This is a genomic window from Microbacterium sp. STRO-2N, assembly GCF_057747775.1.
Map to the genome: position 1 here is coordinate 1,031,223 of NZ_CM173223.1, position 13,692 is coordinate 1,044,914.

9 protein-coding genes, 1 tRNA gene and 1 pseudogene are annotated in these 13,692 nt (G+C 69.0%); 7 read left to right on the top strand and 4 right to left on the bottom strand.

Annotated features, from left to right (window positions below; translation table 11 throughout):
* The first annotated feature begins 189 nt into the window (after positions 1-189).
* Positions 190-390, top strand: coding sequence for a hypothetical protein (locus AC3ANN_RS04635; protein ID WP_488339832.1), 201 nt, complete (start codon positions 190-192; stop codon positions 388-390).
* Between the two features lie 17 nt (positions 391-407).
* On the opposite strand, the gene AC3ANN_RS04640 is transcribed toward AC3ANN_RS04635, so the two are convergent.
* Positions 408-1,988 carry an MFS transporter gene (locus AC3ANN_RS04640; RefSeq protein ID WP_488339833.1) on the bottom strand — a complete coding sequence of 527 codons (1,581 nt, stop codon included), beginning with the start codon at positions 1,986-1,988 and terminating at the stop codon, positions 408-410.
* A gap of 92 nt (positions 1,989-2,080) precedes the next feature.
* Between AC3ANN_RS04640 and AC3ANN_RS04645 the strand changes: the two genes are divergently transcribed.
* The 6 genes and pseudogenes from AC3ANN_RS04645 (at position 2,081) to AC3ANN_RS04670 (ending at position 9,980) form a co-directional block, all read left to right on the top strand.
* Positions 2,081-3,187, top strand: a complete 1,107-nt coding sequence (locus tag AC3ANN_RS04645) for a DUF998 domain-containing protein (RefSeq protein ID WP_488339834.1) — start codon at positions 2,081-2,083, stop codon at positions 3,185-3,187.
* 116 nt (positions 3,188-3,303) lie between these two features.
* A complete protein-coding gene (locus AC3ANN_RS04650; protein ID WP_488339835.1) occupies positions 3,304-6,015 on the top strand; it encodes a cation-translocating P-type ATPase in 2,712 nt (903 codons plus the stop codon).
* 130 nt (positions 6,016-6,145) lie between these two features.
* Positions 6,146-6,283 (top strand): annotated as a pseudogene (locus AC3ANN_RS04655) (peptidase M24 family protein); the annotation flags it as partial.
* A gap of 68 nt (positions 6,284-6,351) precedes the next feature.
* Positions 6,352-7,221, top strand: coding sequence for a M24 family metallopeptidase (locus tag AC3ANN_RS04660; RefSeq protein ID WP_488339836.1), 870 nt, complete (start codon positions 6,352-6,354; stop codon positions 7,219-7,221).
* Positions 7,222-7,463: 242 nt separating this feature from the next.
* The gene (locus tag AC3ANN_RS04665; RefSeq protein ID WP_488339837.1) at positions 7,464-9,344 is read left to right on the top strand and encodes a glycoside hydrolase family 15 protein; all 1,881 of its coding nucleotides are present in this window, start codon (positions 7,464-7,466) and stop codon (positions 9,342-9,344) included.
* Between the two features lie 108 nt (positions 9,345-9,452).
* Positions 9,453-9,980, top strand: a complete 528-nt coding sequence (locus AC3ANN_RS04670) for a DUF1269 domain-containing protein (protein WP_488339838.1) — start codon at positions 9,453-9,455, stop codon at positions 9,978-9,980.
* A 55-nt stretch (positions 9,981-10,035) separates the two neighbouring features.
* On the opposite strand, the gene AC3ANN_RS04675 is transcribed toward AC3ANN_RS04670, so the two are convergent.
* The 3 genes from AC3ANN_RS04675 to AC3ANN_RS04685 all read right to left on the bottom strand — a co-directional run bounded on the left by AC3ANN_RS04675 (position 10,036) and on the right by AC3ANN_RS04685 (position 13,687).
* Positions 10,036-10,123, bottom strand: a tRNA-Ser gene (locus tag AC3ANN_RS04675).
* 41 nt (positions 10,124-10,164) lie between these two features.
* Positions 10,165-12,435 carry a transglutaminase TgpA family protein gene (locus AC3ANN_RS04680; RefSeq protein ID WP_488339839.1) on the bottom strand — a complete coding sequence of 757 codons (2,271 nt, stop codon included), beginning with the start codon at positions 12,433-12,435 and terminating at the stop codon, positions 10,165-10,167.
* Positions 12,422-13,687, bottom strand: a complete 1,266-nt coding sequence (locus tag AC3ANN_RS04685) for a DUF58 domain-containing protein (RefSeq protein WP_488339840.1) — start codon at positions 13,685-13,687, stop codon at positions 12,422-12,424. Before AC3ANN_RS04685 ends, AC3ANN_RS04680 begins: the two co-directional genes overlap by 14 nt.
* Between the last annotated feature and the right edge of the window lie 5 nt (positions 13,688-13,692).

Genomic DNA, 13,692 nt, shown 5'->3' on the forward strand with positions numbered 1-13,692 from the left:
GACGGCGTGCGACGGTGGTTTGCGAGAGTTGTCCACGGATGCCGTTCCGGCCCTGTAAGGGGCTCTCGAGCGAAATCATCCCACACGGGTGACGCGGCCACCATGCCCGCTCCCGCACAATGGCCGAACCCCACCACCCTCGTTGGTGCAGGCTTCGGACGCCGAGGGAGACTGCCGTTGACCGCTCGCATGATCGAAATCGTCGTCCGCGGACCCCTCGGGCCCGATCTCACAGCGGCGCTGGGGGACTATGCCGTGGAGACCGGCCGAACCGCCACCCGCATCGTCGGGCCGATCCCGGATCAATCGAAGCTGTTCGGGCTGCTCGAGATGCTCGACACGATGCACATCGAGGTGCTCTCGATGAACACCATCGACGACAGCGCGTGATCCATGCGGTCGACTCCTCAGAGGCCGACCGCGCCGCTCGGGTCGGCGCTCGGAGCGGGATCGGGGAGGCGCCGCATCCTCAGCGCGTTGACCGCCCCGAGCACCGCGGCGGTGATCGGCACCAGCAGGGCGACTTGAAGCGCCAACGGCCCCGCGAGGGAGTTGATGCGCACGATCTCCTCGGCGACTTCCGGAGGCTCGTCCGAGAGGAGCTCTGACAGGCCGGAGTTCGACATCAGCTCCGCATCCTCTTCCAGCACCTCCGCCACCTGCGACTTCTCTCCGGGCGACAGCACGGTGCTGGACGCGGCGAGTGCGGTGAATCCGGACGCCAGGGCTGCGAGGAGGACGGCGCCCGCGACAGCCAGGCCGAACGAGAGGCCGAAGGAGCCGGCTGCGGAGTTCACTCCCGCCGCCTCGCTCACCCGCTGTTCCTCGATCGGCGACAGGGTGTAGTTGTTCAACTGTGACACGAGGAGGCCGAAGCCACACCCCGCGGCCATGAGTGGCGCTGCGAGATACCAGCCGCTCGTCGCGATCGGCACGATCGGCACCAGTGCCACCAACCCGAGCAGCGCGAGCGCGAAGCCCAGGAGGATCATGTTCGCGGGCCGGCCGCGCCGCCTGCGGCCCGCGAGGACCGCGATGACGAACATGCTCAACGACAGCGGTGCGATGGTCAGCCCGGCGAGGAACGCGGTGTACTCCAGGACCATCTGGAGGTAGAGCGGGACCACGATCATCGTTCCCCCCAGGGCGATCTGCTGCATGAGCTGCCCGGTGACGCCCGTCCGGAACACCGTCGAGCGGAACAGGTCGGGGTCGATGAGGGCGGGCCGGCCGCGCCGCTTGCGAGCGAGGAGCCAGAACCCGAGGCTCGCGAGCGCGGCGATGCCGCTCGCGATCGCCAGCGCGACGTACGCCTCGCCCTCCTGCCACAGCAGCACACCGAGGACGACACCGCCCATTCCGATGATCGAGAGGGTGGCTCCGACGAGATCGATCGAGCGCTCGCCGGTGTAGCGGACGTCCTTAACCAGGCGCGAGCCGATCAGCACGATGCCGATGACGACCGCTTCGAGCAGGAAGCCCACCCGCCATGACAGGAACGTCGTGATCGCCCCTCCCAGCAGGGGGCCGATGGCTGCGGCGATCGCCGCAGAAGCGCCGACCAGTGCGTACACGCGTTTCCGATGCTGCGGACGGAAGTTGCCATGGATGAGCGATTGCATCGCGGGGAGAAGGAGGGAGGCGCCGAGACCGCCGACGAGCGCCCAGAAGATGACCACCGCCGTCAGGGTCTGCGCGAACGTCATCGCGAGCGCGCCGACCGCGTATGCGACGAGGCCGAGGATGTAGGCGCGCTTGCGGCCGATCAGGTCGCCGGTCTTGCCGCCCACGATGATGAAGGCCGCCGACACCAGCGCCTCCAGTGCGATCGTCCCCTGCACGCCGCTCGCCGTGGCTCCCAAGTCGTGCACCACCGCGGAGATCGAGACGTTCATCAGGGAGGTGTCGACGACGAGGACGAACATCGCCATCGCCAGCAGTAACGCCAGACGCCCGTTGAACGCGGGCGCGTCGTCCTCGCCGCTCATGCGAGAAGCAAACCACACGCCGTCCTTGAGCGAACCGGCTCACATCGAGAATCACCCACCTCAGGTGATACGGCCGTTCGTACACTGACGCCATGGCCTCGCACGATGCGACGCGACAGCCGGTAGCGCTCGGCGCGCCGCCGGTGCCGCGCACGGAGTCCGAAGCGATCTATCTGGCACTCGCAGCGGGCTCGATCGGCGCGGTGTACGGCCTGATCGTGTCGCTCCTCGCACCGGCGCTCACGCTGGCGGGAGAAGGACGATTCGGGCTCTGGGCGGCATGGGGTTCCGCGGCGGTTGCCGCCACGGCGTCGGGCATCGGCTACTGGCGGTCTCGGAGCAGAGCCGACCAGGCCTGGCGGCGAAGCCTGCCCGCGTGGGAGTTCACCGTCAACACGCTCTCGGTGGTCATCGTCCACGCGGCGCTGGCGTTCCTCGCCGCCTATGCCCTGTACCTGGTCCTCGCGCTGGGATTCATCGGCCTCCCCGTCGTGATCTTCTGGAGCGTCGTCCTCATGGCCGTGACGCTCGGCCTCGCGGCGTACATCGTCTATCTCTCGTCGTCGAGCATGACGACCAGGCGGATGTCGTCACTGCTGATGGCCTTCATCGGGATCGGGACCCTGACGGCGATGGTCACCAGTCCTGACCCCGAGTGGTGGTCGGTGCACTTCAGCCAGCTCGGCACGTCCGACTCGCTGTCGAGCTGGGTCTTCAACGGAACGCTCATCGCCGGAGGGCTGCTGGTCACGACGTTCGCCGTGTATCTGGCCAACGACCTCACGGCGCTGGCCGACGCTCACGTTCTGCAATACCGGCGCGCACCGCGCGTCGTGTCGGTGCTGTTCGTGGTCATGGGAACCATGCTCGCGTGCGTCGGCATCTTTCCCGTCGACGTGCACCTCACGCTCCACAACCTCTCTGCGTCGGGCATGGCGCTGGTGTTCCTCGGGCTCCTCTTCAGCGGGCCGCGGCTCCTTCGAGGTCTCCCGCGCACCTATTTCCTCGCATCGTGGGCGTTCTTGGCGGCGACGCTCGGATCCCTCGTGCTCTTCGTCGTGCAGTACTTCACGCTGACGGCGTTCGAGATCATCGTCTTCGCGCTCATCTTCGGCTGGATCGCAGTGTTCATCCGCTTTCTGTCCGCAGCGCAGCGGCCCCTCGACGACGTCGCGCCCCCACCGAGCGCCGCACTGTGACGATGGCCCCTGCGCACGGCCGCCACCGGCGCCACGGCCTCCTCGCTCTCTGAGCGACCCGATCGCACGCAGAAATCACCCGATTCGGGCGACGACCGCGAAGCTATCGTGCCCACATGACCACAGTGGACGACACCATCGACGCGCCCTGGTTCGCCCGCGACGGCGGGGCTGTCGTCCAGGCGCTCTCGAGCGACCAGGAGCATGGTCTGACCGCGGGCGAGGCGCATCGGAGACTGGAGGCGAACGGGCCCAACTCGATCGCCGCGGAGCCTTCTCCCTCCGTCTGGGAGGTCAGCCTCCGGCAGCTGGCGGACCCGATGAACGTGATGCTCGTCGTCGTCGCCGTCGTCAGCTGCTTCATCAATCAGGTGAGCGTCGGCATTCTGGTCGGTGCACTCGTCGTGCTGAACGTCGTTCTCGGCGCCCGGCAAGAGCTGCGGGCCAAGGCATCCGTCGACGCTCTCGCGCACATGCAGATCCCGCAGGCCAGGGTGATGCGCGACGGCGTGCTCGCGCGCGTGGACGCGACCGGCCTGGTGACCGGCGACATCGTGCTCCTCGAAGCCGGCGACGTGGTCCCCGCCGACGGACGCATCCTGCGGTCGGCGACGCTCGAGACGCAAGAGGCGGCGCTGACAGGGGAGAGCACGCCGATCGCGAAGGACAGCGCCACGATCGACGACCCCGGGACCGGTGTCGGCGATCGCGTCAACATGGTCTTCCAGAACACTCAGGTCACCCGGGGTACGGCGACCGTCGTCATCACCGAGACCGGCATGAGGACGCAGATGGGTCGCATCGCCTCGATGCTCTCCAGCGTCAAGCCGGCGAAGTCGCCGCTTCAGCGAGAGCTCGACTCGCTGACCGGTGTTCTCGGATGGATCGCGTGGGGCGCCGTCGCGATCATCGTGGTGACGGGACTGCTGCGTGGGCAGGAGATCGCCTCGGTGCTTCTGGTCGGCATCTCGATGGCCATCTCGGCCATCCCCACCGGCATGCCGTCGTTCGTGCAGGCGATGCTGTCGCACGGCTCGCGGCAGCTCGCCGCGCATAACGCCGTGGTGAAGAACCTGACCGACGTCGAGACGCTCGGGGCGACGAGCGCGATCAACTCGGACAAGACCGGCACGCTCACCATGAACGAGATGACGGTCGAGACCCTGTATTACGCGGGCGAGTGGTTCAGTGTTGAGGGGTCGGGGTACGACAAGGCCGGTGAGATCCGTGGCGATGCCAGCAGGCCCGCGCCCGATTTCAGCAGGCTGGCCCTCGGACTCACCCTGTGCAGCGACGCCACCGTGTCGGACGACGGTGCCGTCATCGGCGATCCGACCGAGGCGGCTCTCGTCGTGCTCGCGGCGAAGATGGGGGCGGATGCCGATCTCACGCGCGCGAGCGTGCCCCGGGTCGCCGAGGTGCCGTTCGATTCGGCTTACAAGTTCATGGCGACGTTCCACCGCCTGCCCCTCGACGGCGATGAGCAGCTCGTCGTGCTCGTCAAGGGCGGACCTGACGTCGTCATCGAGCGGTGCGCGTACGCACAGACCGCGGACGGCGAGGTGTCGATCTCAGAGGCGAGTGAAGCGATCCTCGAGGCCAACCGCTCGCTGTCGGAGCGCGGGCTGCGCGTGCTCGCGTTCGCGATCCGCCGGCTGGGGGTATCGGTGGAAGCGCCGAGCGATCCGATGAGCGAGGTCGCGAACCTGACCTTCGTCGGACTCGTCGGAATCATCGACCCGCTGCGGCCGTCGTCGAAGGAAGCCGTGCGCATCACGCGAGAGGCGGGTATCGAGGTCCGCATGATCACCGGCGATCACTCGATCACGGCGGCGGCGATCGGGAAGAAGCTCGGACTCGCGTCCGGTGCCGCAAGCGGCGCGGAAATCCAGGCGATGAGCGACGCGGAGCTCTCGGCTGCGCTCCCGGGCCTTCACGTCTTCGGGCGTGTGACCCCGGAAGACAAGCTGCGGCTCGCGCGCCTCATGCAGGAGCAGGGAGCAGTCGTCGCGATGACGGGTGATGCGGTCAACGACGCGGCCGCGCTCAAGCAGGCCGACATCGGCGTCGCGATGGGCTCGGGCAGCGAAGTGACCAAGCAGGCCGGCAAGCTGATCCTCGTCGACGACAACTTCGGCACCCTCGTCACGGCAGTGCGGCTCGGGCGCTCGATCTACGACAAGATCGTCAGCTACGTCCGGTACCAGATGGCGCAGCTGTTCTCCCTCGTGCTGCTCTTTCTCGTCACGAGCCTCTTCGCCATCAACGATGGCGTGCCGCTCACGCCGATCATGGTGCTGTTCCTCAACTTCTTCATCACGATCTTCCCGGTCGTCGTCATCATGCTCGATCCCATCCCCGATGAGATCATGCGCAAGCCCCCGCGCGACCCTCGCAAGGTGATCGCGAACCGGGCCGCTGTGCTGCAGTGGCTCGCCTACGGCGCGGTGATCTTCCTCGCGTCGCTCGTTCCGCTTCTCGCGTTTCCCGGTGAATCGAGCTCGACCGAACCGAACGCACCAGTGACGATGACGTTCGTCGTCGCCGCGCTGGGGTCGATCTTCTGCGGCCTCGTGGTGCGGAGGGATCCCGAGTCGGGCTTGATGCCGCCGATCCTGGTGGCCGTGAAGTGGCTCTCCATCCCGCTCGTCCTGACCGTGGCGGCCGTCGAGCTCGGCTTCATGCAGCGTCTCATCGGCACGACCAGCCTGGACGGCCGGCAGTGGCTCATCTGCCTGGGGCTCGCGCTCTTCATCCCCGTCTTCATCGAACTCGAGAAATGGGCTCGGCGCCGGCTCGCGGCGCGTCGGCGCCGCGAGTCGAGATGAGCGCCCCGTCGTCGCTCGCCGCGACGTAGGGTGTGAGATCACCACCGGAGAACTGGAGGTCGATACGGAAGGACTCCGCGCCATGGACGACGCCCCCGCTCCCTTCGGTCCGGACGACTTCCGCGCCCGGATGCGCCGCGCGGCGCACGATTCGGCGACGGAGAGACTCGCCGGGTTGCTCGTGACCCCGGGACCCGACCTGTTGTGGCTCACGGGTTACCGCCCCACCGCGATCACCGAGCGGCTCACCCTGCTGATCCTCAGCGACGACGAAACGCCGCAGCTGCTCGTTCCGACGCTCGAACGGCCGGACGCCGAAGCGGCGGGGGCGTTCCCGTGCTCGCGATCCACGAATGGCGTGACGGCGAAGACCCGTACGTGGCGGCAGCCTCGCTGCTGCAGCCGGGCGGACACTACGCCGTCTCCGATTCGGCCTGGGCGATGCACCTCCTCGGACTCCAGCGGGAGCTCCCGAACGCGCGATTCTTCTCGGTGACCGAGCGTCTCCCGATGCTGCGAGCGGTCAAGGATGCGAACGAGGTGGCGCGTATGGCGGCCGCGGGTGCGGCGGCGGACGCCGCTTTCGACGAGATCGTCAAGACCCGGTTCGCTGGTCGCCGTGAGACGGACGTGGCGGCGGACCTCGCCAGGCTGCTGCGCGAGTTCGGGCACGAGCAGGTGGATTTCACCGTCGTCGGGTCGGGCCCGAACGGCGCGAACCCGCATCACGAAGCAGGTGAGCGTGCGATCGTCGAGGGCGACATGGTGGTCCTGGACTTCGGAGGGCTCAAGCGCGGATACGGCTCCGACACGTCACGCACGGTCTGCGTGGGCGAGCCGACCTCGCAGATGCGTGCCGTGCACGATATCGTCCGCCTGGCGCAGCAAGCCGCCTTCGACGCGGTTCGTCCCGGGGTCCCGTGCCAGGAGATCGATCGCACCGCCCGGCGGCTGATCGAGGAGGCCGGTTTCGGCGAGCGCTTCGTCCACCGCACCGGTCACGGAATCGGCATGACGACCCATGAACCTCCGTACATGGTGGAGGGCGAGGAGCGGCTCATCGTGGAGGGGATGTGCTTCTCCATCGAACCGGGGATCTATATTCCCGGCTCTTTCGGCGTCCGGATCGAAGACATCGTGACCGTCACTGCGGAGGCCGGCCGGCGCCTGAACAACACCGAGCGCGGACTCATCATCGTCGAGTGACTCGTCAGGGCTTTGCTCCCGCGGTCATCCAGCGGAGCACAGCCATCACCCACGCCCGATCGTCGAGGTCGGAGGATTCACCCGTAGCGGGTGACGCCTCTCCTTCGCGCGGAGCCTACCGTCGATGCGCGAGCGGGCTGCTCGCCGTGGGGATCGGCGGAGGCCATGAATCTGTGGGTGGACGGCATGGTTCTCGATCTTGACACGATCGTGAAACCTCGCCATGGAGCTGGGAGAACGGGATGAACGAGTACCCGCGGATCGCCGATCACGGTCTCATCGGCGATCTGCAGACCTCCGCGCTCGTCGCGAGCGACGGGACCATCGACTGGTTCTGCAGCCCTCGGTTCGACTCCCCGAGCATCTTCGGCGCGTTGCTCGATCACGCGCGGGGCGGGCACTTCAGCGCACGTCCGAGCGGCGGCGTCTTCGAGGCGAAGCAGCTCTATCTTCCGGATACGGCGATCCTCATCACGCGGTTCCTCACCGAGGAAGGCGTGGGAGAGGTGCTCGACTTCATGCCTGTCACATCCGATGCACCGAGCGGCAGGCACCGCCTGGTGCGGGCCCTTCGCTGCGTGCGCGGCTCGATCGAGTTCGACGTGGAGATCGCCCCGCGCTTCGACTACGGGCGGCAACCGCATCGGACTGCGCTGAGCGAGGACGGGGCGACCTGCACCACCGCCGACGTCGTGCTGACCTTGAGCCTCATCCGCGATTCCGACACGGAACGGCTGGCCGAGCCGGAGGTGACGGTCAACGGCGATCTGCGATTCTCCCTCAGGCTGACCGCGGGTCAGATGCGCGGCGTGGTCCTCGAAACCGGCGGCGAGCCGACAGCCCGCGCCGTTCCGGTGGCGGAGGCACAGCGGATGTTCGATGCGACCGCCCGGTTCTGGCGTGCCTGGATCGCGCGATCCACGTACGTCGGCAGGTGGCGCGAGGAGGTGGAGCGCTCCGCGATCACTCTCAAGCTGCTCACCTACGCACCGACGGGAGGGCTCGTGGCGGCGCCGACCGCCGGCCTGCCCGAGCAGATCGGCGGTGAGCGCAACTGGGACTATCGCTACACCTGGGTGCGTGACGCCTCGTTCTCGGTGACGACCCTCCTCCGGATGGGCTTCCACGACGAGGCGACGGCATTCGGACGCTGGCTTCTCGAACGCGGGATCGCGCAGGCCGGGGATACGGCCGCACCGGTGAACGCCGGCAGCTCCGCCGGACCGCTGAACATCATGTACCGCGTCGACGGCGACCCTCTCATGCCCGAGGAGACGCTGGACGGATGGGAGGGCTACCGCGGATCGTTTCCGGTCCGCATCGGGAACGACGCGGCCGGTCAGCTGCAGCTCGACATCTACGGAGAGGCACTGGACGCCGTCTGGAGCGCGTATCGCGGGGGTGTCGACATCGGCCAGCGAGGCTGGGTCGCGATCTGCAGAATCCTGGACTGGCTCGCCGAGAACTGGGATCAGCCGGAGGAGGGCATATGGGAGACCCGGGGCGGGCGCAAGGACTTCACGTACGGGCGACTCATGTGCTGGGTCGCATTCGACCGGGCGATCCGCCTCGCCGGCGCCTACGGCAGGCCCGCTCCGTTGGACCATTGGACGACGCAGCGGGACGCCATCTACAACCAGATCATGGAGCGCGGGTGGAGTCCGCAGCGAGAAGCCTTCGTGCAGCAGTACGGGGAGACCGTACTCGACGCGTCATTGCTCAAGATGACGCAGGTCGGGTTCATCGCGCCGCATGACCCGATGTGGACGTCCACTCTCGCCGCGATCGACGAGGAGCTCGTCTCCGACAGTCTCGTGTTCCGCTACGACCCGGGCGCGTCACCGGATGGGCTACGCGGCTCGGAGGGGACGTTCTCGCTCTGCACCTTCCTCTACGTCGACGCCCTCGCGCGCGCAGACCGGCTCGACGACGCGCGCCTCATCTTCGAGAAGATGCTCTCCTACGCCAACCACCTCGGGCTGTACTCCGAAGAGATCGGTCCGACGGGCGAGCAGATCGGCAATTTTCCGCAGGCGTTCACCCACCTGGCGCTGATCGACGCGGCGATCACGCTGAACGAGCGTCTCGACGCGTTCGGAGCGGGTCGCGCCCGATCGGGGTGAGGGGCATGGTCGCGCTCCATCTCACCCGTCGCGGGTGACGACCCGGCCACGCAAGGTGCGGAGAATCGCACCGTTCAGGTGAACGCGACCGAGTCGAAGGAGAAGACGATGGGAACGAAGAACCTCGCGCTGGTGGTCGGCTCGTACGACGACACGGCGGCGGCGTCGCACGACTACCAGGCGCTCCGAAGCGGCCAGGATGCCGGTGGCTATGAGGTCATCGGCGCAGTGGTGCTGGATCGCGACAAGGACGGGAAGGTCCAGGTCAAGGAGCATGGCGACAAGTCCGTCGGTCACGGCGCAGCCTGGGGCGCCGGTGCGGGCGTGGTCGTGGGCCTGTTCGCACCGCCGCTGCTGGCGGCGACGGCGGTCGGCGCCGGCATCGGCGCAGTCCTCGGAAAGATCAAGAAGGGTCGCGAGGAGAAGAAGTTCGGCGAGGACGTCGACGAGCTCCTCGCGCCCGGTACGTCGGCGGTCGTAGCGGTCGTCGACGACAAGTGGTCCGACAAGGTGCAGCAGAGCCTTGTGCGAGCGGACAAGCGCATCAGCAGAGCGATCGACTCCGACGACTTCGACAAGCTCCGGGAGGCCATCGAGGCGTCAGCCGATGATGTCGTGGAGCAGATCAACTCCTGACCGACCTCTCACGGACGGTGCAGGCCCACGGGCACCGGATTCTTCCCGGTGGGAGTGGCGGAGGATAGGGGATTCGAACCCCTGAGGGCTTGCACCCAACACGCTTTCCAAGCGTGCGCCATAGGCCACTAGGCGAATCCTCCAGGCGACCCCGGAGGGCCGCCGACCATCCTACCCTGCCGCGCTATCGCACCCGAACCGGCGCTGCGCCGGCGTAGACGCTGCCGGGGCGGATGACGAGCGAGCGCGGTGCGACCACCGCGAGGATGCGGCGGGCGGGCGGAGCTGCGGCGAGGAGCGCCGCGCGCACGGCGGCGGCGGCGTTCGCGGCGTCGTCGCCCATCCAGTACGACCGTGTTCCCGCGCGCGAGTAGCTGACGCGCTCGATCGCGATGAGCACCGTGTTCATATCGCTCGCGGGCACGGCGTGGTCGGCGACGAGGCGCCGGGCGAAGGCGCGCGGCGACTCGCTGGCCGGGACCGGGATGCCGACGTCGATCGCGGCATCCTGAACCATCTGCCACGCCGCGGCGGCGTCGCCCCGGCGCGCCGCCGCGTCCTGCTGGCGACGACGCAGCTCGCGGGCGAGGAACGGCAGCGCGCACAGCACCACGATCAGCAGCACGACCCCGAACAGCGGCACCGGGTCGACGGCTCCGTTCGACGACGCCGCGGCGCCGGCGCCGCGCTCCTCGATCCGCTCGGCCGCGTCCGACCCCGCCGGCGCGGTCGGGGTCGGCGTCGACAGCGGCGAGGCCGGGTCGCTCTGGCCCGGCTGCCCGAGATCCGTCGAGGCGGGGGAGAAGGATGTCGGCACGCCGAGTCCCGATGTCGGCTCGAACGAGATCCACCCGATGCCCGAGAAGTACACCTCGGGCCATGCGTGCAGCTGCGAGCTCGACACCGAGTACACCGGCTGACCGTCGACGGAATCCGTCGTCGGCTCGCCCGGCAGGTATCCGACGACGATGCGCGACGGCATGTGGAGGGTGCGCGCCATGAGCGCGAAGGCCGATGCGAAGTGCACGCAATAGCCCTCGCGCACCTCGAGGAACTGGGCGACCGCCTCGGCACCGCTGCCGTCGAAGCCGTCCTCGACCGGCGCGTCGAGCGAGTACTGGAAGTCGCCGCCGCGGAACCACCGCTGCAGCGCCACGAGCCGGTCGTAGTCGTTCGTGGCCTCCGCCGTCACCTGGGCGGCGAGCTCGGCGATGATCGGCGGGGTGTCGGGAGGCAGCTCCGTCGTCTCGTCGAGCACCTGCCCGCCGCTCGCGGACGAGGCGCGGGCCTGTTCGAGCGACGGACGCGGGACCGCGTAGCGGACATCGTAGGTCTGGCCCTGCGTCGAGCCCGACCGTGACATCACCGTGCGGTTGTACGGCACGGCGCCCCATGTGCCGTCGAGGCCCGTCACCTCGATCGCCGAGTAGGGGACGGGCGCCCACGGAGAGGCGAGGTTGACGACCTCGAGGTTCGAGAGGTACTCGGTCAGCCGGATGTCGGGATCGACCGCGATCGTTCCGAGCGCCCGCTCGCTGTCGAGCGACACCGACTGGCCGCGGTCCGGCTCCCACACGCCGCCCTCGAAGCGCGAGAGCGTCGTGGCACGCAGGTAGGGAACGGTCGGCGAGTCGGTGCGCAGCCTCATGACCTCGATCTCCTGGGGCCGGCGCAGGTCGTCGCCCAGCTGCAGCGTCGCATCGATGCCCGGTCCGGGCCCGACGCCCGTCCCCGCACGCGCGATGGGCTGGGGGAGCATCGGAGCCGCGACCACGGCCACCACCACGGCGATCGCACCGATGCCGATCGCGGTCGCCGGCACCCCCGCGGTGCGCTCGGCCTCCTGCTCGAGCGGCTTCTCGCGCGACCGCGTCTCGGCACGGAGCAGGAACAGGATCGTCACCGCGAGGAACACGAAGCCGACGACGTCGACCTCCCTCGGCACCGCGATCGCCGGGATGAGCGAGACGGCGACGATCCCGACCGCGGCGAGCAGCGGCATCCGCGCCGTCACGACCACGTGATCGACGATGATCGTGAGCAGCCCCATCGCGCCGACCACCACGAAGGTGAGTGCCGTCGTCGCCTCCAGCGGAGCCGCCCCGAGCGTGATCTCCTCCATCGCCGTGTCGAGCAGGAGGGGCACGGTGCGGGCCGAGTCGAGGGTCGGGACCACCCACAGCAGCGCGGTGTCGCGGAAGAAGACGACCGTCATGAAGACGAGCCACACCGCCGCCTCGATGAGTGTCACCGCGATCGCGGGGAGGCGGAAGCGGCGCGCGTTGTAGCCCGCAGCGAGGATCAGCACCGACAGCACGAGAGCGCCGACGAGCCACACCCCCGACTCGATGACGCGGGCCACCGGCAGCAGCGCCGCGAGCAGGGCCGCGAGGATGGCCGCGACGAGCAGCCACCCGCCGCGGCGGGGTGCCCGCGCAGCCTCAGCGGAGGACATGCTGCACCCCACGACCGACGGCGTTCACCCAGGTGAGTCCGAGGTCCCGATCGGGATCGATCGTCGCGACGTTCCAGCCGTGGTCGGCCGCGCGCTCCAGCGCATCGCCGACCGGGACCGCCGCGAGGATCAGCGGAAGCGTGCTGTGATGCGCGACAGGACCGATCGCGTCGGCGTCCGCGGGATCCAGGCGCCCGACGATCACGACGACCGGCCCGGTGGAGACCCCGGTGAAGAGCCGGCCCAGCCGCGGCAGGCTGTCGTCTCGGCGCGCGGTCACGGTGGCGAACTGGACCAGCATGGCCTCGACCTCGGTCATGTCCCCGCCGTCGATCCGCTCGGCGAGGCCTCCCGCGCCGTACAGGGCGGTGCCGTCGCTGTCGAGCACCTCGACCGCGTAGCCGTCGTGCACGAGCCGCGCGACGACCGACACGCACGCCGACACACCCGCCTCGAAGCCGGGATCCGCTCCCGGCGCCTGCAGCGCATCGGCCGACCATCGCAGCGCCGCGCGGTCGAGCACGACGGTCGCCTCGGGCGTCGACTCCTGCTCCTCCTGCCGGACCATGAGGGCGTCGCGATGCGCCGTCGCGCGCCAGTGGATGCGGCGCATCGAATCGCCGGGCGCGTACGGGCGGGCCACGAGGTTGTCGGCGCCCTGACCGAGCTGGTTCGTGGTGGTGTGGAGCGTGCCGCCGGCGGCGCCGGCGTAGTCCACGAGCGGGGAGAGGTCGACCACGGCGGGCGCGACCGTGACGGGGGTGCGCTCGGCGAACACGATCGTGCGTCGTGCGAGGCCGAACGGATCGGAGGTGCGCACCGACAGCGGCCCGAGCGGATGAACGCCGCGCCGCACTCCGGTGACGGTGTACCTGAGGTCGACCACGCGCACATCGCCGCGGAATCCGGATCCCAGCGCCGGGAAGATCCCCGCCGCCTTTCCGCGGAGTCCCTTGGGCAGGGCGTCGTGCCACGTGCCGGGCGGCGTAGGCAGCGCCGCCCGCACTCCGACCTGCACCGAGACATGGGACTCGCGCCCCACCGATGCCACGTCGGGAGTGAGCGAGCGGGTGACGGCGTCCCTGCGTCGTCCCACGTACAGGGACGCGACGCTGGCGGCGACGACGGCGATCAGCAGGATGCCGAAATACATGAGCTCGGCGATGCCGGCCTCGTTCGCCACGACGAAGCACGCGACCGCGAGGATCAGCGCGCCGGTGCCCCGGATGGTCAGCGGCCACAGGCGTCTCATCGCGC